The sequence below is a fragment of the Ralstonia flatus genome, from assembly GCF_958439105.1.
GTDB classification, from domain to species: Bacteria; Pseudomonadota; Gammaproteobacteria; order Burkholderiales; family Burkholderiaceae; genus Ralstonia; species Ralstonia flatus.
This window is the reverse complement of sequence record NZ_CAUDLI010000005.1, coordinates 60962-84566: the sequence shown is the minus strand read 5'-3', so window position 1 is coordinate 84566 and position 23605 is coordinate 60962. Positions and strand designations below refer to the sequence as shown.

The 23605-nt window shown below is 65.0% G+C and carries 26 protein-coding genes; 16 read left to right on the top strand and 10 right to left on the bottom strand.

Translation table 11 applies throughout. From position 1 onward, the window contains the following. Together rfaE2 and R2676_RS13165 are read right to left on the bottom strand one after the other, a co-directional pair. Positions 1–498, bottom strand: a complete 498-nt coding sequence (gene rfaE2, locus R2676_RS13170) for a D-glycero-beta-D-manno-heptose 1-phosphate adenylyltransferase (protein ID WP_102065121.1) — start codon at positions 496–498, stop codon at positions 1–3. A gap of 74 nt (positions 499–572) precedes the next feature. Continuing rightward, the gene (locus tag R2676_RS13165; protein WP_027678401.1) at positions 573–1427 is read right to left on the bottom strand and encodes a ferritin; all 855 of its coding nucleotides are present in this window, start codon (positions 1425–1427) and stop codon (positions 573–575) included. 403 nt (positions 1428–1830) lie between these two features. Here R2676_RS13165 and R2676_RS13160 point away from each other — a divergent pair, with 403 nt between their 5' ends. Then, positions 1831–2526, top strand: coding sequence for a glutathione peroxidase (locus R2676_RS13160; RefSeq protein ID WP_206273286.1), 696 nt, complete (start codon positions 1831–1833; stop codon positions 2524–2526). Here the strand turns inward: R2676_RS13160 and R2676_RS13155 are convergent, their stop codons facing one another. The 5 genes from R2676_RS13155 to R2676_RS13135 form a co-directional block, all read right to left on the bottom strand. Continuing rightward, positions 2527–3711, bottom strand: a complete 1185-nt coding sequence (locus tag R2676_RS13155; protein ID WP_179817601.1) for a patatin-like phospholipase family protein — start codon at positions 3709–3711, stop codon at positions 2527–2529. A gap of 3 nt (positions 3712–3714) precedes the next feature. Continuing rightward, the gene (locus R2676_RS13150) at positions 3715–4623 is read right to left on the bottom strand and encodes a PhaM family polyhydroxyalkanoate granule multifunctional regulatory protein (protein ID WP_206273285.1); all 909 of its coding nucleotides are present in this window, start codon (positions 4621–4623) and stop codon (positions 3715–3717) included. 56 nt (positions 4624–4679) lie between these two features. Next, positions 4680–5498, bottom strand: a complete 819-nt coding sequence (locus R2676_RS13145) for an enoyl-CoA hydratase/isomerase family protein (RefSeq protein ID WP_102064385.1) — start codon at positions 5496–5498, stop codon at positions 4680–4682. An 80-nt stretch (positions 5499–5578) separates the two neighbouring features. Continuing rightward, positions 5579–6742, bottom strand: a complete 1164-nt coding sequence (locus R2676_RS13140) for an ABC transporter substrate-binding protein (protein WP_206273284.1) — start codon at positions 6740–6742, stop codon at positions 5579–5581. Between the two features lie 84 nt (positions 6743–6826). After that, positions 6827–7831, bottom strand: coding sequence for an LLM class flavin-dependent oxidoreductase (locus tag R2676_RS13135; RefSeq protein WP_206273283.1), 1005 nt, complete (start codon positions 7829–7831; stop codon positions 6827–6829). Between the two features lie 105 nt (positions 7832–7936). Here R2676_RS13135 and R2676_RS13130 point away from each other — a divergent pair, with 105 nt between their 5' ends. After that, the gene (locus R2676_RS13130; protein WP_206273282.1) at positions 7937–8845 is read left to right on the top strand and encodes an IclR family transcriptional regulator; all 909 of its coding nucleotides are present in this window, start codon (positions 7937–7939) and stop codon (positions 8843–8845) included. A gap of 9 nt (positions 8846–8854) precedes the next feature. Here the strand turns inward: R2676_RS13130 and R2676_RS13125 are convergent, their stop codons facing one another. Next, entirely contained in the window at positions 8855–9847 is a 993-nt protein-coding gene (locus R2676_RS13125; protein WP_206273281.1) for a fumarylacetoacetate hydrolase family protein, read from the bottom strand. 82 nt (positions 9848–9929) lie between these two features. Here R2676_RS13125 and R2676_RS13120 point away from each other — a divergent pair, with 82 nt between their 5' ends. From R2676_RS13120 to R2676_RS13105, 4 genes are all read left to right on the top strand, one after another. Then, positions 9930–10802 carry an IclR family transcriptional regulator gene (locus R2676_RS13120; protein WP_206273280.1) on the top strand — a complete coding sequence of 291 codons (873 nt, stop codon included), beginning with the start codon at positions 9930–9932 and terminating at the stop codon, positions 10800–10802. After that, positions 10768–11901 (top strand): DUF3108 domain-containing protein, encoded by a 1134-nt coding sequence (locus R2676_RS13115; RefSeq protein WP_206273279.1) that lies wholly within the window; start codon positions 10768–10770, stop codon positions 11899–11901. Before R2676_RS13120 ends, R2676_RS13115 begins: the two co-directional genes overlap by 35 nt. Position 11902: 1 nt before the next feature. Beyond that, positions 11903–12742 carry a 3-oxoadipate enol-lactonase gene (pcaD, locus tag R2676_RS13110; RefSeq protein ID WP_206273278.1) on the top strand — a complete coding sequence of 280 codons (840 nt, stop codon included), beginning with the start codon at positions 11903–11905 and terminating at the stop codon, positions 12740–12742. A 319-nt stretch (positions 12743–13061) separates the two neighbouring features. Continuing rightward, positions 13062–13319 (top strand): BTH_I0359 family protein, encoded by a 258-nt coding sequence (locus tag R2676_RS13105; protein ID WP_012760982.1) that lies wholly within the window; start codon positions 13062–13064, stop codon positions 13317–13319. Positions 13320–13431: 112 nt separating this feature from the next. Here R2676_RS13105 and R2676_RS13100 read toward each other — a convergent pair whose 3' ends face one another. Then, positions 13432–13824 (bottom strand): rhodanese-like domain-containing protein, encoded by a 393-nt coding sequence (locus R2676_RS13100; RefSeq protein WP_027678413.1) that lies wholly within the window; start codon positions 13822–13824, stop codon positions 13432–13434. A 151-nt stretch (positions 13825–13975) separates the two neighbouring features. Between R2676_RS13100 and R2676_RS13095 the strand changes: the two genes are divergently transcribed. From R2676_RS13095 to R2676_RS13065, 7 genes are all read left to right on the top strand, one after another. Beyond that, on the top strand, positions 13976–15016 hold the full coding sequence (locus R2676_RS13095) for a homocysteine S-methyltransferase family protein (RefSeq protein ID WP_027678414.1): 1041 nt from the start codon (positions 13976–13978) through the stop codon (positions 15014–15016). Between the two features lies 1 nt (position 15017). Beyond that, positions 15018–15371, top strand: coding sequence for a bleomycin resistance protein (locus tag R2676_RS13090; protein ID WP_206273277.1), 354 nt, complete (start codon positions 15018–15020; stop codon positions 15369–15371). 16 nt (positions 15372–15387) lie between these two features. Further along, positions 15388–18105, top strand: a complete 2718-nt coding sequence (gene metH / locus R2676_RS13085) for a methionine synthase (RefSeq protein ID WP_206273276.1) — start codon at positions 15388–15390, stop codon at positions 18103–18105. Between the two features lie 240 nt (positions 18106–18345). After that, a complete protein-coding gene (locus R2676_RS13080; RefSeq protein ID WP_027678417.1) occupies positions 18346–18771 on the top strand; it encodes a hypothetical protein in 426 nt (141 codons plus the stop codon). A gap of 305 nt (positions 18772–19076) precedes the next feature. After that, positions 19077–19709 (top strand): response regulator, encoded by a 633-nt coding sequence (locus tag R2676_RS13075; RefSeq protein WP_009277190.1) that lies wholly within the window; start codon positions 19077–19079, stop codon positions 19707–19709. Positions 19710–19811: 102 nt separating this feature from the next. Further along, on the top strand, positions 19812–20252 hold the full coding sequence (locus R2676_RS13070) for a response regulator (RefSeq protein ID WP_027678418.1): 441 nt from the start codon (positions 19812–19814) through the stop codon (positions 20250–20252). Positions 20253–20324: 72 nt separating this feature from the next. Beyond that, a complete protein-coding gene (locus R2676_RS13065) occupies positions 20325–20465 on the top strand; it encodes an entericidin A/B family lipoprotein (RefSeq protein ID WP_004633731.1) in 141 nt (46 codons plus the stop codon). 103 nt (positions 20466–20568) lie between these two features. Here R2676_RS13065 and R2676_RS13060 read toward each other — a convergent pair whose 3' ends face one another. After that, positions 20569–22011, bottom strand: a complete 1443-nt coding sequence (locus R2676_RS13060; protein ID WP_206273325.1) for a CHASE3 domain-containing protein — start codon at positions 22009–22011, stop codon at positions 20569–20571. Between the two features lie 219 nt (positions 22012–22230). Between R2676_RS13060 and R2676_RS13055 the strand changes: the two genes are divergently transcribed. From R2676_RS13055 to R2676_RS13045, 3 genes are all read left to right on the top strand, one after another. Beyond that, positions 22231–22404, top strand: a complete 174-nt coding sequence (locus R2676_RS13055) for a DUF1328 family protein (protein WP_004633727.1) — start codon at positions 22231–22233, stop codon at positions 22402–22404. Positions 22405–22546: 142 nt separating this feature from the next. Beyond that, complete coding sequence (locus R2676_RS13050; RefSeq protein WP_206273275.1) at positions 22547–22972, top strand: DUF883 family protein; 426 nt, start codon at positions 22547–22549, stop codon at positions 22970–22972. 31 nt (positions 22973–23003) lie between these two features. Then, positions 23004–23561: a ferritin-like domain-containing protein gene (locus tag R2676_RS13045; protein ID WP_206273274.1), complete on the top strand. Its 558-nt coding sequence runs from the start codon at positions 23004–23006 to the stop codon at positions 23559–23561. Positions 23562–23605 lie beyond the last annotated feature (44 nt).

Here is a 23605-nt window from a genome sequence, read left to right as displayed (position 1 = left end):
TCAGGACGTCGCGCGCACGCGCTTGAGCAGGGCCGTCGTCGAGCGATCGTGCTCGAACGGAATCGCCAGCGCCGTGCCGCCCCAGCTACGCACCACGCGCGTTTCTTCCAGCGCATCGATGTCGTAGTCGCCGCCTTTCACGTAGATGTCAGGGCGCACGCGCTCGATGAGTTCGACCGGCGTGCGCTCGGCAAACAACACCACCAGACTCACCGCTTCCAGCGCAGCCAGCACGGCCAGGCGATCGTCCTGTGTGTTGAGCGGGCGGTCGTCGCCCTTGCCCAGCATCCGCACCGAGGCATCGGTGTTCACCCCCACCACGAGCGACGCGCCCAACGCACGCGCCTGCGCCAGATACGTAGCGTGACCGCGATGCAGGATGTCAAACACGCCGTTGGTGAAGACCAAGGGGCGCGGCAAGGCGCGCACGCGGGCTTCCACATCGGCGGCGTCGCAGATCTTCTGTTCAAAGGCGGGCGCGGGCTGGCGAGCGGTCATGGCGAAAGCGGAATCGGAGTGGAAAACAAAACGGCCCATCGAATCGATGGGCCGCTGGCTGCCAGTGGCAAGGATCAGGCAGCTTGTTCGGTCGAGCCGAGCAGACGTGCGTTCAGTTCCTTGCGATAGCGGTTCAGGTCTTGCACGGTCTCGAAGGTGCGCTCGAACAGCAGGCCCATGTTGTGCAGGATGCGCTCGATGACCTTCTTTTCCCAGCCGGCGTCGAACTTGATCTGCTCGTCCAGCCAATGCTCCAGCCAGTCCGGGTTCGGCAGGCGCGACTGCACCGTGTCTTGCGGGAACAGCGCCTTGTTGACGTGCAGGTTGGTCGGATGAAGCGGCTTTTCGGTGCGACGCGCCGAGGCCATCAGCACGCCGATCTTGGCGAATGCGCTGCGCGCGCTGTCGCCAAACTGGCCGAGGTATTTCTTCATGTAGCGCAGGTAGGCGCCGCCGTGGCGGGCTTCGTCCTGCGACAGATGCTTGTAGATCGCCTTGATGACCGGCTCGGTGTGCCATTCGGAGGCACGGCGGTACCAGTGGTTCAGGCGGATTTCGCCGCAGAAGTGCAGCATCAGCGTTTCCAGCGGCGGGGCCGGATCGAATTCGAAGCGCACGTTGTGCAGCTCTTCTTCGGTCGGGACGAGGTCCGGACGGAAGCGGCGCAGATATTCCATCAGCACCAGCGAGTGCTTCTGCTCTTCAAAGAACCACACGCTCATGAACGCCGAAAAATCGGAGTCGTGACGATTGTCACGCAGGAACATCTCGGTGGCCGGCAGGGCTGACCACTCGGTGATGGCATTCATCTTGATGGTCTGCGCTTGCGCGTCGGTCAGCAGCGACGCATCGAACGTGTCCCACGGAATATCCTTTTCCATATTCCAGCGGACCGCTTCCAACGACTTGAACAATTCGGGATAGAGCATGGTAAGCCTTTGAATTTGCAGGCGGATTCTAGCAGACATGCTTGACCAGCCCCCGTTTTTCATGGTTGCCGGAGCAAAGTTCTTGGTCTGCCCGTTTCCTCATCACAACAGGCCTGCCGCAGCCACGGTTGCAACGTGGCCCGGCGACCCCCTCACGCGCGATGCCGTCGCGCGTTGTCTCGCGGTAGGCCGCGATGTGATCGACAGCACGCGGGCTGTCGTCTTTCGTGTCGGACCGGACGACGCCCGGCGAGGTTTCAGTATAGGAAGCGCTGCAATCCGTGTGCCGAATGACAGGCAACGCATACTGCACATTCCAGCCGGTGCGACCCCGGGGCGTTATACCCTAGACTGAAGAAAAACTCCGGTTCGCCGGCTGAGCGTCCGCTTTTGGAGAGTCCCCATGTTGTTTCCCGCCACCGTTTCCGCGCGACGTCCGCGCCTGCAATTGCACGCATCGGGTGCGCTGCGCCGGCACCATGTGCTGATGATCGTCATTGCGATTGCCATTGCCGTCATTGCATTGCTGCTGCCCCGCACAGGGCATGCCGCCACGGCTGGCGTTGTACCGACCGTGCAAGCGCCGGTGGCCGCAGGCGCATGCCCTGCCAGCCTGAATTTTCGCGTCAAGCGCCTGCAGGACGACGCGCCACAAGACCTGTGCCAGTACGCCGGCCGCGTCGTGCTGGTCGTCAACACCGCAAGCTATTGCGGCTACACGCATCAATACGAAGGGCTCGAAGCGCTGTACGCAAAGTACCGTGACAAGGGCCTGACGGTGCTGGGCTTTCCGTCCAACGACTTCCAGCAGGAACCCGGCAACAGCAAGCAGATCGCGGACTTTTGCTACAACACGTACGGCGTGAAATTTCCGATGTTCTCGAAGACGCCGGTGGTAGGCGCGAGCGCGTCGCCGCTGTATGCGTGGCTGGCGACGCAGACGGGCCAGCCGCCCAAGTGGAACTTCCACAAATACCTGCTGGACCGCACCGGCCGCGTGGCGGCGGTGTTCCCGAGCAGCGTCGAGCCGAGCGACCCGGCGCTAATCAAGCGCATCGACGCGCTGCTGGCTGAACCATCGACACGCTCGTCGCGCTGATCAGGCTGCGCGCATCGTGTCCGGAATCGCGCCGTACAGGAACGCCGCCAACTCGTCGCGGCGCGCCTGCACATCGCGCTCGCCCAGGTCGATCAGTTCCTGCGTGAACTCCGGCTCAAAAAGCAGATAGCTGGCGAATGCCGCGCCGCGCGCTTCGGTGCCGCCCAGCGGCTTGAGCAGCGCCCGCACGGTGCCGGGCAGGCGCTGCACGTGGCGGGAGGCAATCAGCTCGATGCGCTCGGAAGGCGCCATGACCAGCACTTCGATCTTGCGCCAGCCGTCGCGCGCATCGGCAATTTCAGGGTTGCGGGCCACCATGGCGTTGACGTGCTGCAGCCGCTCGATGTCAGCTGAAAGCCCGTCGAGAAAGATGCTCGCCAGCGCCTGCCCCGCAATCTGCGCCAGCGACGGATAGCCGGACGCCGGTACCGTGTCGTACCAGCCAGGCTGCGTGCGAGACGCCGCGCCCACCACCAGAATGCGATTCGCACCCAGATGAATGGCGGGGCTCAACGGCGACATCTGGCGCATCGTGCCGTCGCCGAACCATTCGTCGTTCCCTTCGAGCGGCACCGGCTCGGCCGGGAAGACGAACGGGATGCTCGACGACGCGAGCATGTGCGACACGCCGATCTGATCCGACACCGCAATCCGCTGCGACCGCCGCCACGGCAGCACCACGTGCGGCGATTGATAGAACGTGACGTGACGCCCTGTGGTGTATGACAGCGCGGTGATGGCCAGCGCGCGCAGTGCTCCGGCGTCGAAGGCGGCCTGCACCTGCTGACCGTCGTGTTGCGACTCCAGCAGCTCGCGCAGCGGCGTGTTGTCGAACAAGGCGCGCGGCGTGTGGCCGGTCATCCAGCCGAACGCCAGCGCGGTCAGCCAGCGCGCGCCGCTGGAGCCCACGCGACCGACATCCGTGCGATAGACGCGATCGGCATGCAGGCTGCCCCACAGCTGGGTGAGCGCCTCGGTGGCGAGCGTGAAATCCTGCGCGCCGCGCGCGAGGCCGAGACTGTTGATGGCGCCCGCCGACGTCCCGCAAATGACATCGAACGGCGTGCGCGCCACACCCGGCGCATACTCGCGCGCCAATCCTGCGATGCCGCGCAGCACACCGACCTGATAGGCGGCACGCGCGCCGCCGCCCATCATCAAAAGTGCAGTGCAGTCTGTCGACATCGATCAGGGCGTGTCGTTGGTGGGCTTGCGCGGTGCAGAGTTCGCGGGCGCTTTCTTGGCAGCGGCCTTCTTGGTGGCGGGCTTGGCCGTCTTGCCTGCAGGCGTCTTGGCGGCCGGTTTCTGCGCCGACTTGGCGGCAGCACGTTTGGGCTTGGCCCGCGCCGGCGTGCCTTCGATATCTTCCGGCGCGGCATCCAGGCCTTCCGCGCCCGGGGCGCCGCCAAACCCAGGGAAGCCGCCCGGGAAGCCCGGCATCAGGTTCTGCGGCATCGGCATGGCGGCCGCTGCGGAACTGGCGATCTGGTTGAACTGCTGTTGAAGCATGTTCCACCACGGTGACGGGTCCAGCGCGGCCGCGGCGGCGCGGGCGGCTGCTTGCGCCTGCGCAGCGGCCTGGGCCTGCGCCTTGGCATTCTCGGCGCGAGCTTCAGCCTGATCGTCGTCCGTGTCTTCTTCCGCTTCGTCCTCGTCTTCGAGCGGCGGCTCGTCGTCAGCCGGCTTGGCTGTGGCGGCGGTGTGGGGCCACGCAGGTTTGGATGCCTCATCGGAAGACGATGAAGATGAAGATGAAGATGAAGATGAAGACGCGTCCGGCGTCAGCCCGTCGAACGCAGATTTCATGGCCTCCGGCGACAGTGCGGAGCCGAATGTCTGCAACGCCACCAGCGTGGCGCGCTGCACCTCCAGGCCCTGGATTGCCGTGCGCAGCAGGCTGGCGTTCAGTTGCAGCCAGCTCTCCACGGCGCGCAGGTCGTGGATGCGCTTGTCGATTTCCTCAAGATCCATCGGCGGCGCGGCAAAGCTCGCCATGTTGGGCATGCCGCCACCGGCCATGCCGGCAAAGCCGCCGCCCCACAGCTTGCGCAGGAATTCAAAACCGCCTTCGGCGAAATTGGGCATCTGGGTGAACATGGTGTCTCCTACAAATCGGTCGGGGGTCGGGCGCGCTTGCGAGTCTTCATCTTCGATCAGGCGCCGTCGAACGTGGGCGGACGCTTGTGGCGCAGGCTCGCAATGCCCTCGCGCACGTCGGGGCCCGCGAAACCCATGAATTCAAGCGCCAGCGACGTATCAAAACTCGGGCCCGCCATGCGCAACCAGTTGTTCAGCGCGTACTTGGTCCATCGGATGGCCGTCTGCGAACCGGCCGCCAAGCGCTCGGCGACTTCGAATGCGCGGTTGACGAGTTCCGATTCGGGCACGGCCAGCGAAACCAGCCCGATGCGCTCGGCCTCCTCGCCCGTCATGGACTCGCACAGCAGCAGGTAATACTTCGCCTTGGCCATGCCGCACAACAGCGGCCAGACAATCGCGGCATGGTCGCCCGCCGCCACGCCCAGGCGCGTGTGGCCGTCGACGATGCGGGCATCCTTCGCGGCGATCGAAATATCGGCCAGCAACCCGGCGACGAGTCCTGCCCCCACGGCCGGGCCGTGCATGGCGCTGACAATCGGCTTGTCGCAGTTGATGACGTTGTAGACGAGGTCGCGCGCCTCGTGCCAGACGCGCGTGCGCACCTCGAAGTCGTCGGCCATCTGCTCGACGAGGTGCAGATCGCCGCCGGCCGAAAAGCCCTTGCCCTCACCGCGGATGAGCGCGACGCGCACCGACGGCTCGGCGGACACATCGCGCCAGATTTCCGCCAGCTCCCGGTGCAGGCCGGCATCGGCGGTGGACAGCTTGCGGTTGGCCGACTGCGCCGCGCCCATCACGATTTCGAGGACGGGGCCGTGCTGGACGAGCGTCAGCGCCTGGTAGCGGGCAAAGCGGGGAGCGAGCGAAGTCATGGCGTCTGAGGTCATGGATCAAGCATAGCGGATGAGACTGGGCGCGCAACGCGGGATGTGCGCCATCGTCACCGTCACTGTCACTTCGGGGGATCGGCCAAGTGCCATTGGCCGCGGCGGATCTGCGCCATCACGCGGGCGCGCTGGTCCAGGCCGACGTGGTCTTGCGGGCTCATGTTGACCACGCCGGTGCTGGTCGGCAGATCGCGCACCTGCTCCAGTGCGTCGCGCAGCGCCTCGCGAAAAGCCGGCGTGCCCGGCTTGGCGCGCTTGAGCGCCACGGGCACCGCGCGCTGCAACAGCAACCCGATGTCGCCCGTGTAGGCAGCGAAGATCGACACACTGCCCTTGCCAAAGGCCGCCTCGTAGCGATGCGCAAAATCCAGCGCCTGCTTCTTGGCCGGATTGGCGTCGGGCAATTCGGCGGCGACCATCACGGGGCCGGTCGGCACGTAGGCGCCTTCGCAGTCCTTGCCGCACAGCTTGACGAAATCGTTGTTGGATACGCCGTGGTTGAAGTAAATCTTGCCGGTGTAACCGCGCTCGGCCAGCGCGCGGGCCGGCAGTGCAGCGGGCGTGCCGGAGCCGCCAATCACCACCGCATCAGGCTTGTTGGCCAGCAGATGCAGCACCTGCGCGGTCACGCTGTTGTCGGTGGGCGAAAAACGCTCGGTATCGGTGATGCGGATGTGCTTGAGATCAGCAAAGCGCTGGACCTCCGCGAGAAAGGCCTCGCCCAGCGCGTTCGCAAAACCGATGTAGGCGACGGTCTTCACGCCTTGCGCTGCCGCGTGCTCGGCAATCAGCGACGCCATGTGCGAGTCCGAATGCGGCGTCTTGAAGATCCAGCGCCGCTTGGCATCCATCGGCTCGATCAACCGGGCGGATGAGGCCAGTGAGATCACCGGCGTCTTGCCTTCGGCCGCCGCGTCGATCATCGCCAGCGTATTCGGCGTCGTGGACGAACCGACGATCAGGTCCACGTTCGACTCGCTCATCAGCTTGCGCGTGTTGGTGACCGCGCGCGTGGTGTCCGACGCATCGTCGAGCACGATCACGTCGACGCGCTCGCCGCCGAGCTCGCGCGGCCACAGCGTGGTGGCGTTCTTCTCGGGCTGCCCCAGCGACGCCTGCGGCCCGGTGGCCGACACCGTGACGCCGATGCGGATGTCCGCCAGCGCGGCGGAAGACAACAAAGCCAATCCAGCCAGTACGCCTGCGTGCCGCCACTTCGGTCGCTGCATTGGGGGTCTCCTCCCGTGGTTTGGCAAAGAGCGTAGCGGTTTTGCGGCGGTTTGGCGATGCGGAGTCGCCCAGGCTGGACAGGTTCAGGCAGCGAGCGCAGTGATGCGGGCGCGCGGCAGCGCATCCTCCACCAACGCGCGCATCGATTCGAGCACCGCCGATTGCGGCATCAACCCGAAGTTGTGCAGCGCCATCACGTGATCGACGCCCATGTCGGACAGCTGCGCGAGCTTCTCGGCTATCGCGTCGGGCGTGCCGAACAACGACAGGCCGCTGGCGAGCACATCGTCGTACGTCTGGCGGCGCGCGTAGAGCCGCGTGGCGACGTACAGGTCGAATGCGTCGGCGGCCGTTGCACGCACGGCGGCTTCGGTCGGGCCCACATGCGTGTGCAGCGCGACGGCCGCCATGCCGCGCGTGTCGGCAATGCCTGCTTCAGCCAGACCACGGCGGTATTCGTCCATCAACATGCGGATGTCCTGAAAACTTTCGACCGAGGCATACGGCACGAACAGCATGCGCCGGCCCTGCCGGCCAATGTGATACGCCGCCTCGCGACGCAGGATCGCCACGTGGATCGGCACACGCGTCTGCACCGGCAGAACGTTGAGGCGCACGTCGCGCAGCGTGTGGAACTGGCCCGCGTGGTGCACGCGCTCGCCGGAAAGCAAGCGCTCGACAAGCATCAGCGCTTCGTCAAAGCGCTCGCGCTTGATGGCGGGGTCGACGTCGTAGCCTTCGAACTCGTGCTTGAGGTAGCCGGAGCCCACGCCCAGCGACAACCGCCCGCCCGAAAGCGCATCGACCATCGCGTAGTTCTCGGCCACCGTGGCCGGATGGTGGAAGGTCAGGATCGAGATGGCCGTGCCCAGTCGCAGGCGTTGCGTCTGCGCGGCCAGATGCGACAGAAAGACTGCGGGGTTGGGAACGGCGCCGTACTCGTGAAAGTGATGCTCGGCCACCCAGAAGGTGTCGTAGCCGAGCGCTTCGGCGTGGCGCGCCTGGGCGATGACGTCTGCGTAGAGTTGCGGCAGACTGCGGGGCCGGTCGGGGTAATGGTCCTGCACGGAAAAGATCGACAGCTTCATGGCGTCTCCCGGAGTTTCGAGGTCTTTTCCAGCGCGCAGGCCGCCGCGCCGGTTGTATCTTTTTACGTAACGTGTATCTTATAAAGCGACACCCGAGACATCAAGATGCCGATCGACGACCCGCAGCCGCCCGATACATCGCCCGACGAACTGCCCGCAGAAGACGCCACGCCTGAACGCACCAGCGCCGGCATCCAGTCCGCGGAGATCGCGCTGAGCGTGCTTTCGGCGATGGCGCATGCCGGTGGCGCCCACGCCGTCTCCGAACTCGGCCGGCAGCTGGGCATGCCGCGCGCGAAGGTGCACCGCTATCTGGTGTCGCTGGAACGCATGGGTTTTGTCGAGCAGGACCCCGCTTCCGCCCGCTACCGGCTGGGCGCGCAGGCGTTGCAGGTCGGGCTGTCGGCGCTGTCCGACGTGGATTTCGTGCGCGAGGGCAGCAACCTGCTCCCCAAGCTGGCCGAACGGCTGAACGAAAGCGTGTTTCTGTCGATCTGGACCGCGCGCGGCCCCGTCATCGTGCGCTGGGAAGACAGCGGCCGGCCGGTGGCGGTCAATGTGCGGGTGGGCTCCGTCATGCCTCTGTTGAATTCGGCCACGGGACAGGCGTGCGCCGCGTGGGTGCCCGAAATCCAGATCGTCTCGCTCATCGACCGTGAATTGCGCGGGCCGGGCGCCGGCAAGGCAGGCCTGACTGACTGGCTGAACTGCCGCGCGCGCTGGCAGGCGGTGCGGCAGGAAGGCGTGGCGCGTATCGGCGGGACGTTGGTGCACGGCATCGATTCGGTGGCCGTGCCGGTGCTCGATTCACAAGGCAAGCTGGCCGGGGCCATCACGGCGCTGGGCTTGTCCAGCGTGTTCGATTCGAGCCTGGAGGGGCCTGCGTCGCGGCTGCTGCGCGAGGCCGGGCGAACGCTATCGCTGCGCCTGGGGTATCACGGGCAGGCGCTGACGGCCGGTGCCGCTGCGCCAAAGCGCGGGCGCCGCCCGAGGACGGCACCCGAATCCGCATAAGGCAAAGTCTTACACCTGCGTGCCCGGCGCAACCACTTCCTGGTCGATCGCCCCGAAAATCGACACGCCGTTGGCGTCGAACATCTCGATCTTCACGGTGTCGCCGTAGCGCATGTATTCGGTGACGGGCGCGCCGGATTCGATGGTTTCCAGCATGCGTTTCTCGGCGATGCACGCGTACCCCTTGCTGCGGTCCACGTTCGAGATCGTGCCGGAGCCGACGATGCTGCCTGCGCGTACGTTGCGCGTCTTGCAGATATGCGCGATCAGCTGGCCGAAGTCGAACACCATGTCGGTGCCGCACTCGGGCTGGCCAACCTTCTTGTTGTTCCAGCGCACCGTCATCGGCAGATGCACCTTGCGTTCGCGCCAGGCCTCGCCCAATTCATCGGGCGTGACGGCCACGGGTGAAAACGCCGTTGCCGGCTTGCTCTGGAAGAAGCCGAAACCCTTGCTCAACTCAGCCGGGATCAGGTTGCGCAGCGACACATCGTTGGCCAGCATGATCAGGCGGATGCCCTCGGCGGCGGCGGCCGGCTCGGTGCCCATCGGCACGTCGCCGGTGATGACAGCGACCTCGGCTTCGAAATCGATGCCGAACGCCTCGCTGCGGCAGACGATGGGGTCGTGCGCGCCCGCCAGGTCATCCGAGCCGCCTTGATACATCAGTGGATCGGTCCAGAACTCGGGGGGCATCTCGGCGCCGCGCGCCTTGCGCACCAGTTCAACGTGGTTCACATAGGCGGAGCCATCGGCCCATTGATACGCGCGCGGCAGCGGCGCCATGCAGTTGGCGGCGTCGAACGCAAACGGGTGGCGTGCGCGGCCCGCATTGAGCTGGTCGTACAGATCCTGCAGCTGCGGCGCGTGGAAGGCCCAGTCGTCCAGCGCGCGCTGCAGCGTGCCGGCGATGTGCGTGGCGAAGTGAGCGGTCTTCAGGTCGCGCGAGACCACGGCCAGTTGGCCGTCGCGCGAGCCATCCTTGAGGGTGGCGAGTTTCATGTGCGTTGTATGGAGAAAGGCTGCGCGGATGGTACACCGAGCATCGGCTAAACTGGCCCGAACCGATCCATCGCCCCTGACCATGCCACCGCTGCCCGCCGACACCGATCTCGACCTGGAGCCCGATGCCGATGGCGAATTGGATGCGCCCGCGCGCTCGGGCATCCAGTCCATCGAAGTCGGCTTCCGGCTGCTGGAAGTGCTCACGCACACCAACGGCCCGATGATGCTGCGCGACCTGGCGCGGGCTGCGCCCATGAACCCCGCCAAGGCGCACCGTTATCTGGTGAGCTTTGCGCGACTGGGGCTCGTCACGCAAACGCCCGAAGGCCGTTACGACCTCGGCCCGTTCGCGCTGGAAATGGGCTTGGTGAGCCTGAACCGGCAAGATCCGATGCGCCGCGCCCGGCCCGCCGCCGCCGCGCTGCGCGACGAAATCGATCACACCATCGGCCTGGCTGTCTGGGGCAATCAGGGCCCGGCCATCGTCCACTGGGAAGAAGCGAGCCACCCTGTGACGGTCAGCCTGCGCCTGGGGGATGTGATGCCGATGCTGAACTCGGCCACCGGCCGCGTGTTCGGCGCGTACTTGCCGCGCGCGCAGACGCGCTCGTTCGTCCAGCGCGAACTCGATCGCATTGCGGCCAAGGGCGAGCCAGCCGACACCGAGAACCCGGAGCTGCCGCAAACGCTCGAAGCCTACGACGCCATCTGCGCCGACGTGCGCTTGCACGGCGCCTCGCGCATCCACGGCGGCGTACTCCCGGGCATCAACGCGATGTCGCTGCCGGTATTCGACGCCAACGGCCAACTGTGTCTCGTGCTGATCGCATTGGGCGCACAAAGCACCTTCGACACCACCTGGAGCAGCCCGCTGGAGCGGCGCTTGCGGCTGGCCGCACAACAGCTTTCCGCCGACCTTGGATACGTTGCCCCCAACGCCCCGCAATCCTGACGAACTGCGTACCGACGGCGTGCCATCACGCAGGCGCCGTTTCCATCGGCTTGGCCGTCTCGGGGTCGTGCTGCTGGCCGTGCTTGTGCTGCATGTCATTGCCGTCGTGTGGATCGCGCGCAGCCGTCAGGTGACGTGGCCGCCCGCGCCCGAGCAGATCATCCCCGCGCTGCTGCTGCACCCGGAGCCGGTGCATCCGCCAGCGCCTCCCCCGCCCCGGACGACGGCCCGGCAGCGCCCGGCACCGCATCCGCGCCCGCAGGCCGCACCGACGCCGGCGCCGACACCCGCGCCCGATCTCGCCAGCATGGACCCTTCCGAGTTCACCAGCGCCGGCGCGCAAGCCTCGGGCGACACCGGCGTCGTCCGGGATCTGAGCGGCGATGGCCCCGCCGGGCCGCCTGCGGTTGGCGGTGACGGCTTCTCGCTCCCGCCGTCGGCTACGCTGCGATACGCCACATACGTCAACGGCGTCCGGAACGAGGACGGTGTGATCCGCTGGGCCACCGACGGCAAAACTTACACGCTGGCCGTGGAAATTCCGTTGCCGCTGTTCTTCGGCACGCTCGCCTTTCGCAGCGCGGGCACCGTCGGCGCATATGGCCTGACCCCCACACGCTACGAAGAAGTGCGTGGCCGTAGACAGCCCGACGTCACCACTTTTCATTACGCCACTGAGCAGGGGCCGGCGTCCGGCACGCAGAGCGCATCGACGGTCACTTTCTCGCGCACGCCAACCGTGTTGCCGTTGCCGGAGGGCACGCAAGACCGCTTCAGCGTCTTCCTGCAATTGACCGGCTTGGCGCGCGGCGGCCCCGAGCGCATCGCCAGCCCCGGCCTCACGCTGGAATTCCCCATCGCCGATACCGACAGCGTGGAAGTCGCCCGCGTCCAGCACATCGGCGAGGAAAGCGTCGACACGCCGAACGGCACGATTCGTGCGCAGCACTTCATACGGCTGGCGCGCCGTGCCGACGACAAGCGCCGCGTGGAGATCTGGCTGTCCCCCGATCACGGCTGGCTGCCGGTACGCCTGCGCCAGACCGAGCCCAACGGCATGCAGTTCGATCTGGTCTACCAGTCCCAGGAAGGAGGCTGACATGGACGCCGACGCCCTCTCCAATTCCGGCACGGTGCGCGCCAACGGCATCGACATCCACTACCGCACCGACGGCGCAGACGGCCCATGGGTCGTGCTTGCGCACGCGCTGGGCGTCGATCACCAGCTATGGGACAGCGCCGCTCAACGCCTGGCCGGCCGCTATCGCGTGCTCCGCTACGACGCACGCGGCCACGGCAAGACCAGTGCCCCGCACGGCCCCTACACGCTGTTCCAGATGGCGGACGATGTGGCCGGCCTGCTCGATGCGCTGTCGATTGAACGCGCGCATTTCGTTGGGCTGTCGATGGGTGGCATGGTCGGGCAGGTTCTGGGCGTGCGGCACCCGCAGCGGCTGCTTTCTCTCACGCTATGCGACACCGTGTGCTACACGCCTGTGTCCGCGCATCCGATGTGGGACGAACGCATCGGCCAGGTCGAAGCGCACGGCATGAGCGGCATTGTCGAACCCACCATGCAGCGTTGGCTAACCACGCCGTTTCGTGAAGCCCATCCCGACGTGGTTGAACGCATCCGGGCGTTGCTGCGCGCTACGCCGCCCCACGGCTATGTCGGCGCATGCCTGGCCATCAAGGCGCTCGACACACGCAGCGCGCTGGCGCGCATCGCCTGCCCGACGCTCGTCATGACCGGCGAGCGGGACACCGGCGCGCCTGTAGAAGCAGCGCGCGAAATCGCCTCGCACATTCCCGACGCACGTTTGAAAGTGATTCCGCATGCAGCGCACTTGGCCCCTATCGAACAGGAGGAGGCCTTTCTCGCCGATCTGGATGAGTTCCTCGGGCACGCGGGATGCGGAAGCCAATGTGACACGCCATGAGGCCTGCTTGCCTTGCCGATAGTTGCAAGCGCCCCGCACACCGCCCGTCGTCCACTGGCCGAATGGCGGAAGGCCGCTTGCTCCTTTCGGTGCAGGCCCGGAAAGGTCTTGTTACGCGATCACAACGCACGTCACACATTTCGCCTCGCGTTTGCGAACTTTGTGACCGATCATGAAGCCCAAGGAACAGATGGGGCAGAACGATCATGAGGCGGGAGTTGATCGGCCCTTGAAGTCATGATGGTGGGCCCCATCTACCCGGTGCAGCAGTAGAGCAGTCCCCACAACAGCAAGACAATTGACGCCTCGGAGGTGCACCATGCAAATGATCTACAACAGCGACAACTACTGTGTTGTTGAGTTCGGTGTAGACGGCCAACACGCCATGCTGGCAGCAGGCGGCTACGAGATCGTGGACAAGAACCTCAAACGTGAGATCTTCCTCGGTGGCGAGTTGGCTGAGCATTTCCGCGAGGACGTGAAAAAGCTCATCGCCAGCGAACCGACCGTTGAAGAAGTCGACGATTTCCTCGGCAAATTCGACACAGTAATGACGCAACCCGTCACGATGCACTGAGGCACCCGCGGGCGAGACCGCCCGCCAGAGCGACCCATGAAAAACGCCCGGAGCATGGCGCTGCCGGGCGTTTTTTCATGGGTCGATCGACTATCGGGCCGATAGTTTCTTTCTAGCACTGCTCCCAGGGCAGGCCGGCGTGACGCCAGCCATTGAGCGTGTTGCGATGGCGCGTGCCGTCCAGATCGCCCTCGAAGCCGTGGCGCACGACGTAGACATCACGGAACCCCGCTTCTTCCAGAGCATGCGCCGCCGCCGCGGAGCGATTGCCACTGCGGCAGATCAGCACGACCGGGCGCTCGATGCCGTGGCCGGCCAATTTGCGCACGGTCGGCACGAACTCCGGATTGACCTCCCAGTGCGGGCCGTCGTTCCACGAGACGTGGTGCGCGCCGGCTGGATGCCCCACGAAAAGGTGTTCCATTTCACTGCGGCAGTCGATAAAGAGGGCGGCGGGCGTACGCTGCAGGAACGCGTGGGCGTCTGTGGGGTCGAGCAGTTGCATGGCGGGCGTCAGAGCGGAGCAATTGGCGTGATGTCGATTATAGAAGCGCGATTGCCCACAACGGCGGCAAGTCATTGATGCGACTGGTAAAATTCGTTTTTGGCCGCAAGTTCTGAATATTCAACGGCCGCCGCACACCGGAGTCCCTCCCATGACCGCGCCCCTGCCCTATACCCGTGCCGCCAACCTGCCCGCGCTGCTGCGCGAGCGCATCCTGATCCTGGACGGCGCGATGGGCACCATGATCCAGCGCTACAAGCTGAATGAGGCGCAATACCGCGGCGACCGATTTGCCGACCATCCGATCGACGTGAAGGGTAATAACGAGCTGCTGCTGCTCACCCGCCCTGACGTCATCCGCGAAATCCACGAACAGTACCTGGCCGCCGGCGCGGACCTGATCGAAACCAACACCTTCGGTGCGACGACCATCGCGCAGGAAGACTACAAGATGGCGGAGCTGGCGTACGAGATGAACGTCGTAGCCGCCCGCCTCGCACGGGAAGCCTGCGACAAATACAGCACGCCCGACAAGCCGCGCTTTGTCGCCGGCGCCTTTGGCCCCACGCCCAAGACCGCCAGCATCTCGCCCGACGTGAACGACCCGGGCGCCCGCAACGTCAGCTTCGACCAACTGCGCGACGCGTATTACGAGCAGGGCAAGGCGCTGCTCGAAGGCGGTGCGGACGTGTTCCTGGTCGAGACCATCTTCGACACGCTCAACGCCAAGGCGGCGCTGTTCGCCATCGACCAGCTGTTTGAGGACACCGGCGAGCGCGTGCCCGTGATGATCTCCGGCACGGTGACCGACGCCTCGGGGCGCATTCTCTCGGGCCAGACCGTCGAGGCGTTCTGGAACAGCCTGCGCCACGCCAAGCCGATCACCTTCGGTTTGAACTGCGCGCTGGGTGCTGCGCTGATGCGTCCGTACATCGCCGAGCTGGCGAAGATTTGCGATACGGCCGTCTCGTGCTACCCCAACGCCGGCCTGCCCAACCCGATGAGCGACACGGGCTTCGATGAAACGCCTGACGTCACTTCCAGCCTGGTCGACGAGTTTGCCTCGGCCGGCCTGGTGAATCTGGTGGGCGGTTGCTGCGGCACCACGCCTGAGCACATCAAGGCGATTGCCGATCGCGTGGCCAACCGCAAGCCGCGCGCCTGGCCCGGCCAGTATCTCGAAGCCGCCTGACATGACGGCGCGCATCGACAGCACGATCCCGGTGCTGGCCTCGCTGGACCTGCAGGAATCGGCCCGCTTCTACACGGAGCGGCTCGGGTTCACGCAGGCACTCGTCGCAGACGACTACCTGATCGTGCAGCGCGATGGCACTGAAATCCATTTCTGGCTGTGCGACGACCGACGCATTGCCGAGCACACCTCGTGCTACCTGCGTGTGCCGAGCGCGCAGGCGCTGTTTGAAGAATTCACCGCGCGCGGCCTTGCACTCGCGCCGCCGGCGGTGCGTCCGTGGGGCATGAAAGAACTCTACGTGATCGACCCGCACGGCAACCTGTTGAAGCTGGGCGAATACGCCCCCGCCTGACCGAACCCGCACCATCATGACCGACCACCCCATGCGCCTTTCCGGCCTCGAGCCGTTCAACATCGGCGAGAGCACGCTGTTCGTCAACGTCGGCGAGCGCACCAACGTCACCGGGTCCAAGGCGTTTGCGCGCATGATCCTGAACAGCCAGTTCGACGAGGCGCTGGCCGTGGCGCGCCAGCAGGTCGAAAACGGCGCACAGGTCATCGACATCAACATGGACGAGGCGATGCTCGATTCCAAGGCGGCGATGGTGCGCTTCCTGAATCTGATCGCCTCGGAGCCCGATATCGCGCGCGTGCCGATCATGATCGACTCGTCCAAATGGGACGTGATCGAGGCGGGCTTGAAGTGCGTGCAGGGCAAGGCGATCGTCAACTCGATCTCGCTCAAGGAAGGCGAAGAACAGTTCGCGCACCACGCCAAGCTCATCAAGCGCTATGGCGCGGCCGCCGTGGTGATGGCGTTTGACGAGCAAGGCCAGGCCGACACGTTTGCCCGCAAGACCGAGATCTGCAAGCGCAGCTACGACTTCCTGGTCAACAAGGTCGGCTTCGCGCCGGAAGACATCATCTTCGACCCGAACATCTTTGCGGTGGCCACCGGGATCGAAGAACACAACAACTATGCGGTGGACTTCATCGAAGCCACGCGCTGGATCAAGCAGAACCTGCCGTACGCGAAGGTGAGCGGTGGCGTGTCGAACGTGTCGTTCTCGTTCCGCGGCAACGACGTGGTGCGCGAGGCGATCCACACCGTGTTCCTGTACTACGCGATTCAGGCGGGCATGGACATGGGCATCGTCAACGCCGGGCAGCTCGGCGTGTACGAGAACCTCGACCCCGAGCTGCGCGAGCGCGTGGAAGACGTGGTGCTCAACCGCCGCCCGGATGCGACCGACCGCCTGCTGGAAATTGCAGACCGCTACAAGGGCGGCGGCACAAAGCGCGAAGAAAACCTCGCCTGGCGCCAGGAGCCGGTGGAAAAGCGGCTGGCCCACGCGCTCGTGCACGGCATCACCGACTACGTGGTCGAAGACACGGAAGAAGTCCGCCAGAAGATCTTTGCCGCCGGCGGCCGTCCGATCCAGGTCATCGAAGGCCCGCTGATGGACGGCATGAACATCGTGGGCGACCTCTTCGGCGCGGGGAAGATGTTCCTGCCGCAGGTGGTCAAATCCGCCCGCGTGATGAAGCAGGCGGTGGCGCACCTGATTCCGTTCATCGAGGAAGAAAAGCGCCAGATTGCGGCGGCAGGCGGCGACGTGCGCTCGCGCGGCAAGATCGTCATCGCCACGGTCAAGGGCGACGTGCACGACATCGGCAAGAACATCGTCACCGTCGTGCTCCAGTGCAACAACTTCGAGGTCGTGAACATGGGCGTGATGGTCCCGTGCAACGACATCCTGGCCAGGGCGAAGGTGGATGGCGCGGACATCATCGGCCTGTCGGGCCTGATTACGCCGTCGCTCGAAGAAATGGCCTACGTCGCGTCGGAAATGCAGCGCGACGAATACTTCCGCGTGAAGAAGATTCCGCTGCTGATCGGTGGCGCGACGACGAGCCGCGTGCATACCGCCGTGAAGATCGCCCCGAATTACGAAGGGCCAGTGGTTTACGTGCCGGACGCGTCGCGCTCGGTGAGCGTGGCGTCGAGCCTGCTGTCGGACGAAGGCGCCGCACGTTACGTCGAAGAACTGCATGCGGATTACGACCGAATCCGCACGCAGCACGCCAACAAGAAGGCCACGCCGATGGTGTCGCTGGCCGCCGCGCGCGCCAACAAGACGAAGATCGACTGGAGCAACTACACGCCGCCCAAGCCGAAGTTCATCGGCCGCCGCGTGTTCCGCAACTACGACCTGAACGAACTCGCGCAGTACATCGACTGGGGCCCGTTCTTCCAGACGTGGGACCTGGCCGGCAAATTCCCCGACATCCTCAACGACGAGATCGTCGGCGAATCGGCCCGCAAGGTGTTCTCCGACGGCAAGAGCATGCTCGCGCGCCTGATCGCCGGGCGCTGGCTCACGGCCAACGGCGTGATCGCGCTGCTGCCGGCCAATACCGTCAACGACGACGACATCGAGATCTACACCGACGAATCGCGCTCGGAAGTCGCGCTGACCTGGCGCAACATCCGCCAGCAGAGCGAGCGCCCGATCATCGACGGCGTGATGCGCCCGAACCGCTGCCTGGCCGATTTCATCGCACCCAAGAGCACCGGCATTGCCGACTACATCGGCCTGTTTGCCGTGACCGGCGGCATCGGGGTGCAAAAGCGTGAAGCCGCTTTTGAAGCCGACAACGACGACTACAGCGCGATCATGCTCAAGGCGCTGGCCGACCGCTTTGCCGAAGCCTTCGCCGAATGCCTGCACGCCCGCGTACGGCGCGACCTGTGGGGCTATGCCCCGGATGAAACGCTCGACAACGACGCGCTCATCCGCGAAGAGTACAAAGGCATTCGCCCCGCGCCCGGCTATCCGGCCTGCCCGGAGCACACCGTCAAGCGCGACATGTTCCGCGTGCTCGACGCGCAGGAGATCGGCATGGGCCTGACCGAGGCGCTGGCAATGACGCCGGCCGCGTCCGTCTCGGGCTTCTACCTGTCGCATCCGGACAGCACGTACTTCACGCTCGGCAAGATCGGCCAGGATCAGGTGGACGACATGATCGCCCGCAGCGGCGAAGACCGCGCCTTCGTGGAGCGCGCCCTCGCCCCGAATCTCTGATTCTGTGACAAGACGTTTAAGACATGGTGTGATCCACACTGTGTCTTACGTCCGCAAACCCTTGCTGGCGTTGGCTTTTCCGGGGTTTCAAGAGGGGCGATCCTTACATTACAAAGGCTTACACCCCCTAACAGTCGTAACCGGAAGGGCTCCATAGACTGAACCCATTCACTCAACACACACAGAGTGATGCCGCGACGAATCCCTCGCGTGGCCGTTCAGACTGAAAGGAGTCTCTCCATGAACAAGCTGCTGATCTCCCTGTCCGCCATCGCCATCGCTGCTGCTTCGGCTTACGCCAACGCGCAAACCCCGTCGGCCGGCGCATCGCTGCAAACCAACGGCACCGCGGCCGTGGCACCGGCGCAAGGCAACGCCGGCGTGGGCCTGAAGGCCGATGCGAAGTCGGACGGCGGCGCCAAGCTGGACACCGAGTCCGCCAAGAGCCAACTGAACACCAAGGCTGAGCACGGCGCCAAGGCCGCACACGAACACAAGGCCAAGACCGAAGCCGGCGTCGACAAGACCGCCGACAAGGTCGGCAAGTCGGTCAGCAAGACCGAAAAATCGGCAGAGAAGTCGGGCAAGGCCGCAAAGGCTGATACCGCTGCCGGCCTGAGCGCCGACGCGGGCGCCAACGCCGGTGCCACGACGCAGACGAAGTAAGGAATACGGCATCGCGCCGGCCAGGCCGGCGTGGCGTGGCCATCACCGGGGCGGACTCCATCCGCCCCGTTTTCTTTGGGCCTATGGCGCCGGGCACGCAGATTGCTGAACGGGAGGCATCCACATGTTGCGATTCATGCACATTCCCGAGGTCTCTTATGGAAACGCCGACAACACCCTCTCAAACCGCCAGCAAGAGGGGCCCCGTTTTGGCGCAACAGTCCGATACAATTGCTGTCGTATCGAACCAACAAGCGCAGCGCACGGAGTCGGGCAACCCGCCCAGCGCGCTCATAAGGAGCAGCATGATTCGCGTCCTGATTGCGGACGACCACGAGATCGTCCGCGCCGGCCTTCGACAGTTTCTGTCCGAAGAGCGGGACATCGAAGTCGCGGGGGAAGCGGCCAGTGGGGAAGAGGTGATGGAGCAGTTGCGCACCGGCGCCTTTGACGTCGTGGTGCTCGACATTTCCATGCCCGATCGCAACGGCATCGACACCCTCAAGCTGGCTCGCCAGCGCCATCCGGATCTGCCGGTGCTGATCCTGTCGACCTTTCCGGAAGACCAGTACGCCATCAACCTGATCCGTGCAGGCGCCTCGGGCTATCTGACCAAGGAAAGCGCGCCGGACGAGCTGGTCAAGGCCATCCGCACCGTGTCGCAAGGCCGTCGCTATGTCAGCCCGACCGTGGCCGAACTGCTGATTGGCGGCCTGGAAAAACCGACCGACCAGCCGCTGCACCAGACCCTGTCCAAGCGCGAATTCCAGATTTTCTGCAAGCTGGCCCGCGGACAGTCGGTATCGATCATCGCGGAAGAGCTGTTCCTGAGCGTCAAGACGGTCAGCACGTACCGCACGCGGATTCTGGAAAAGATGGGCATGAAATCCAATGCCGATCTGACTTATTACGCCATCAAGAACGGGTTGGTCGAGTAAGCCCCCGTGGGGCGCCCAAAACCCTCGGCGCGCCGCAAACCCAACGGGTATGTAGGACAACGCCTGATACCACCTCGGCAACCCGCTGGCTAACATCAACCCATGCTGGATCAAGCCGTCACCCTCTCCGCCCGTGGCCTGCGTGTCCTCCTGATCGAGGACTCCCCCGTGCTTCGCGGCATGGTGCTGGAATACCTCAAGGCCTCCGCCTTCGTGGCGACGGTCGAATGGGCAGACACCGAAGATTTGGCGTTGCGCCTCCTCGAACAAGGCAACTACGACGTCGTGATCGTCGACCTGCAATTGCGGCAGGGCAACGGCTTCAAGGTCCTCCAAACGCTGCGCGATCAAGCATCGCCCAGCGTGCGTATCGTCTACACCAACCACGCGCAGGTGCCGACCTACCGGCAGCGCTGCTTTGAAGCCGGCGCCAACTATTTCTTCGACAAGTCGCTCGAGCTGGACAAGGTGTTCGAGGTCATCGAAGAGCGCGCCGGCGTCGGACGCCCGCGCCCGCAGCCCGCGCAGCATTTCCACCCCTGAGATTCTTCGCGCGCGCAGCATGTGCCGTGGCAGCGCGCGCCCTACGCCATTTCTCACCCCAAGGAGCGTTCGATGAAGACCTTGTGTGCCGCACTTGCAGTGACGTGTATGTTCCTGGCCGGCTGCAACACCATGGCCGGCGCCGGCAAGGACATCCAGACCGGTGGTCAAAAGCTGGAGAACTCGGCCGACAACGCCAAGCAGAAAATGTAACGCCAGCGCCAGCGACGCCGGCATCAAAAGCAAAAAGCCCCGCGATTGGGGCTTTTTGTTTGGGCGATGCTTTTTGTTCGGGCGATGTGTCGCGGCGGGCGGCTTACACCGTCGCGCCGCCGCGGCCCGGCGCGGGCGCAATGCCGCCCGTCAGCGCCTGCATGCCCGACGGTTCGTCGGCGGCACTCCGATCGAAGACGGCATCGTTCGGAGGCAACTCGACGATGATCGTCACGCCTCCGCCCGGCATTGAATCGATGACGAGCGTGCCGCCCAGCGCAATGGCACGCTGCTCCATCCCGAGCAGGCCGTGATGGCCGACCATGCGGCGCCGCTCGATGTCGGCGGGAAAGCCTCGGCCGTTGTCGCGCACGCGCAAGCGCACGCCCTCTTCACCCACATCGAGCGCCACCGACACCGTGGTCGCATGCGCGTATTTCGATGCATTGGTCAGGGACTCCTGCACGATGCGATACAGCGCGATGGCCGCATCGTCGGTCAGCTTGGGCATGTCGTCGGGCAGGCTCACTTCCGTATGCCAGCCGTTGCGCGTGCCGACGTCCTCGGTCAATTGCGAGAGCGCCTCCACCAGACCCAGGTTCAGCAGGATCGTCGGGCGCAGGTCTTCGATCAGGCGGCGCTTGATCTGGATGCCCTGATCCACGTGGGCCATCACGCGCGTAATTTTTTCACTGACCGCGGGCTCGCTGGCGTGAATGCGTGAACGCAGCCAATGCAGATCCATCTTGGTGGCGGTGAGGATGGCGCCCAATTCGTCGTGCAACTCACGCGCCAGGCGCGTCTTCTCGTCTTCGGTCACGCGCTGCAAGTGCGCGGCGAGGTCGCTCAACTGCCGCGTACGCTCACGCACCATGCGGTCGAGCTTCTGGCTTTCCTCTTCGGCCATGTCCCGCTCGCGCTCCGTCACGGCAAGACGCTTGGCGTGCTGCATGCCCAGCACCACCAGCAGGATGATGTTGACCGCCGTGATGAGCGCAATGCCGTAGCGCGAGAGCGCCAGATCGCGCTCGGCGTGTTCAAGACTGCGCGCCACGGTGGCGATCTCACGCTGACGCAGGCGGTCCAGCCCCTGCCGCACCGCTTCCATCGACGCCTTGCCGAAATCGGTCCGCACAAGGTCGAGCGCCACTTCCAGATCACGCTTGCCGTAGATGAGTGTCAGCTCCATCTCGGTGAGCTTGCGGCTGACCTGCAGCGCCGTCTCCGAGAACAGCTTGAGCGCGTCCGGATCGTTGGCGTAGTGATCGCGAATTTCTGCCATCAACGCGTGGATGTGCGGGATGGCCTTGTTGTACGGATCGAGGTATTCGTCCTTGCCCGTGAGCAGGAAGCCGCGCTGGCCCGCCTCGGCGTTGACCAGCTCGGCGAGCAGTTCGTTGATGGCGGTTTCAGCCTGCTGCGACTGAATCACCTGCCGATAGCCCTGGCTCAGGCGGATGTTGCCCGTCTCCGAGGCAATCAGCACCCCGAGCGTCAGCAGAATGCCGCCGGCGAGCAGCAGAGTGGAGCGCAAGGATGACCGCATGGCATGCAGACCCATAGGAAACGCGTCAAACCGCCCGACGCGGCGCGCGTTGCGTTTGTGTTTTTTTGGCACTTCGGATGATACCGCGTGGGCGCCCCGGGCGACACTTGGGGCGCACCCCGGTCAGGCACGCAATGTGCGTGGGAGTACTCCGCGGGGCGCCCGCTTCACGAAATGCGCAGTGCCCTGCATCCATCCATCCGAACCGGAGACGACAACATGCTGAAATGGGCACTCATCTTCGCCATCATTTCCCTGGTGGCCGGCGTGCTGGGCTTTACCGGCATTGCCGCAGGCGCGGCGAGTATCGCCAAGGTCCTGTTCTTCATCTTCGTAGTGCTGTTCGTGCTGTTTCTGGTGTTGGGCGTCACGGTCTTCAAGGCCGTCGATTAGCGCTGCAACCCCGGCTGAAGCGCGGCCCGTGTCTTGCTAACCCGTTGACACGCGGCCCGCTTTTGCAAAAGTCGAAGCGCACTCAAGACAACGGCGCCGCGGGTGCGTGCTTCTCCTCGGCGCCACGATGAGGAATCTCACCATGTCACTTTTTGCCAACCATCGCGTCCGCAGTCGAATCGATGATGTCAACGACCGCGCGCGCCGCGTCATGGACAGCGCCAGCGACGCCGTCGACCACGCCCGCAGCGCCTCCCGCCCCGCCGTGGAAGACGTTCAGAGCCTGCTGCGCTCGCTTGAAAACGCCATCCACACGTTGACCGACGAAGGCAGCGCAGAGGCCGACCGCGCCAGCCGCACGCTGCACGCGCGCGCCGACCAGTTGCGCCGCGCCGCCAATGACCGTGCCCACCAGGCCCGCGAACGCATGGATTGGGCACTCGGCCGCACGGAAGAGACCATTACCGCGGCACCGTTCAAGTCGGTGGGCGTGGCCGTGGCGATTGGCGCGGCGATCGGCCTCGTCGTGGCGCTGGCCGGCAGCGGCCGTCGCGACGCCAACGAATAACCTCTACGCAAATCACCGCAGGAGCAACCACATGAGTCTGACCAACGTCGCCGCCCCCTCGGAAAGCGGCTTCCTCACCGACATCAAGACCTTGCGCGAACGTGCCCGCAAGCACATTGAAGAAGGTGCGGTGACCGAAGATTACAAAGCCGACCGGGAGACCGTGCTGCGGCTGCTGAATGAGGCGCTGGCGACGGAGTTGATCTGCGTGCTGCGCTACCGGCGCCACCATTTCATGGCCAAGGGCATCAACGCAGAACCGATCGCCGCAGAATTCCTGGTACACGCCAACGAGGAACAGGCACACGCCGACAGCATCGCCGCTCGCATCGTGCAACTGGGCGGGGAGCCCAATTTCAATCCCGAAGGGCTGTCCACACGCAGCCATTCCGAATACGTGGAAGCCGACAACCTGGTCGACATGATCAAGGAAAACCTGGTGGCCGAGCGGATCGCGATCGACAGCTACTTGGAGATGATCCGCTACATCGGCGACCGGGACCCCACCACGCGGCGCGTGCTGGAGCAGATTCTGGCCGTGGAAGAAGAACATGCGGACGAGCTGTCCGACATGCTCCACGACCAATAAGACGAGACACCGGCCAGCGCGCCAGCCCCCCCTCCCCCGCTCCC

Excerpts from the sequence above, each read along its gene's own strand:
- rfaE2 (WP_102065121.1), bottom strand. The coding sequence starts at position 498 with ATGACCGCTCGCCAGCCCGCGCCCGCCTTTGAACAGAAGATCTGCGAC.
- R2676_RS13165 (WP_027678401.1), bottom strand. The coding sequence starts at position 1,427 with ATGCTCTATCCCGAATTGTTCAAGTCGTTGGAAGCGGTCCGCTGGAAT.
- R2676_RS13160 (WP_206273286.1), top strand. The coding sequence starts at position 1,831 with ATGTTGTTTCCCGCCACCGTTTCCGCGCGACGTCCGCGCCTGCAATTG.
- R2676_RS13155 (WP_179817601.1), bottom strand. The coding sequence starts at position 3,711 with ATGTCGACAGACTGCACTGCACTTTTGATGATGGGCGGCGGCGCGCGT.
- R2676_RS13150 (WP_206273285.1), bottom strand. The coding sequence starts at position 4,623 with ATGTTCACCCAGATGCCCAATTTCGCCGAAGGCGGTTTTGAATTCCTG.
- R2676_RS13145 (WP_102064385.1), bottom strand. The coding sequence starts at position 5,498 with ATGACTTCGCTCGCTCCCCGCTTTGCCCGCTACCAGGCGCTGACGCTC.
- R2676_RS13140 (WP_206273284.1), bottom strand. The coding sequence starts at position 6,742 with ATGCAGCGACCGAAGTGGCGGCACGCAGGCGTACTGGCTGGATTGGCT.
- R2676_RS13135 (WP_206273283.1), bottom strand. The coding sequence starts at position 7,831 with ATGAAGCTGTCGATCTTTTCCGTGCAGGACCATTACCCCGACCGGCCC.
- R2676_RS13130 (WP_206273282.1), top strand. The coding sequence starts at position 7,937 with ATGCCGATCGACGACCCGCAGCCGCCCGATACATCGCCCGACGAACTG.
- R2676_RS13125 (WP_206273281.1), bottom strand. The coding sequence starts at position 9,847 with ATGAAACTCGCCACCCTCAAGGATGGCTCGCGCGACGGCCAACTGGCC.
- R2676_RS13120 (WP_206273280.1), top strand. The coding sequence starts at position 9,930 with ATGCCACCGCTGCCCGCCGACACCGATCTCGACCTGGAGCCCGATGCC.
- pcaD (WP_206273278.1), top strand. The coding sequence starts at position 11,903 with ATGGACGCCGACGCCCTCTCCAATTCCGGCACGGTGCGCGCCAACGGC.
- R2676_RS13105 (WP_012760982.1), top strand. The coding sequence starts at position 13,062 with ATGCAAATGATCTACAACAGCGACAACTACTGTGTTGTTGAGTTCGGT.
- R2676_RS13100 (WP_027678413.1), bottom strand. The coding sequence starts at position 13,824 with ATGCAACTGCTCGACCCCACAGACGCCCACGCGTTCCTGCAGCGTACG.
- R2676_RS13095 (WP_027678414.1), top strand. The coding sequence starts at position 13,976 with ATGACCGCGCCCCTGCCCTATACCCGTGCCGCCAACCTGCCCGCGCTG.
- R2676_RS13090 (WP_206273277.1), top strand. The coding sequence starts at position 15,018 with ATGACGGCGCGCATCGACAGCACGATCCCGGTGCTGGCCTCGCTGGAC.
- metH (WP_206273276.1), top strand. The coding sequence starts at position 15,388 with ATGACCGACCACCCCATGCGCCTTTCCGGCCTCGAGCCGTTCAACATC.
- R2676_RS13080 (WP_027678417.1), top strand. The coding sequence starts at position 18,346 with ATGAACAAGCTGCTGATCTCCCTGTCCGCCATCGCCATCGCTGCTGCT.
- R2676_RS13075 (WP_009277190.1), top strand. The coding sequence starts at position 19,077 with ATGATTCGCGTCCTGATTGCGGACGACCACGAGATCGTCCGCGCCGGC.
- R2676_RS13070 (WP_027678418.1), top strand. The coding sequence starts at position 19,812 with ATGCTGGATCAAGCCGTCACCCTCTCCGCCCGTGGCCTGCGTGTCCTC.
- R2676_RS13065 (WP_004633731.1), top strand. The coding sequence starts at position 20,325 with ATGAAGACCTTGTGTGCCGCACTTGCAGTGACGTGTATGTTCCTGGCC.
- R2676_RS13060 (WP_206273325.1), bottom strand. The coding sequence starts at position 22,011 with ATGCGGTCATCCTTGCGCTCCACTCTGCTGCTCGCCGGCGGCATTCTG.
- R2676_RS13055 (WP_004633727.1), top strand. The coding sequence starts at position 22,231 with ATGCTGAAATGGGCACTCATCTTCGCCATCATTTCCCTGGTGGCCGGC.
- R2676_RS13050 (WP_206273275.1), top strand. The coding sequence starts at position 22,547 with ATGTCACTTTTTGCCAACCATCGCGTCCGCAGTCGAATCGATGATGTC.
- R2676_RS13045 (WP_206273274.1), top strand. The coding sequence starts at position 23,004 with ATGAGTCTGACCAACGTCGCCGCCCCCTCGGAAAGCGGCTTCCTCACC.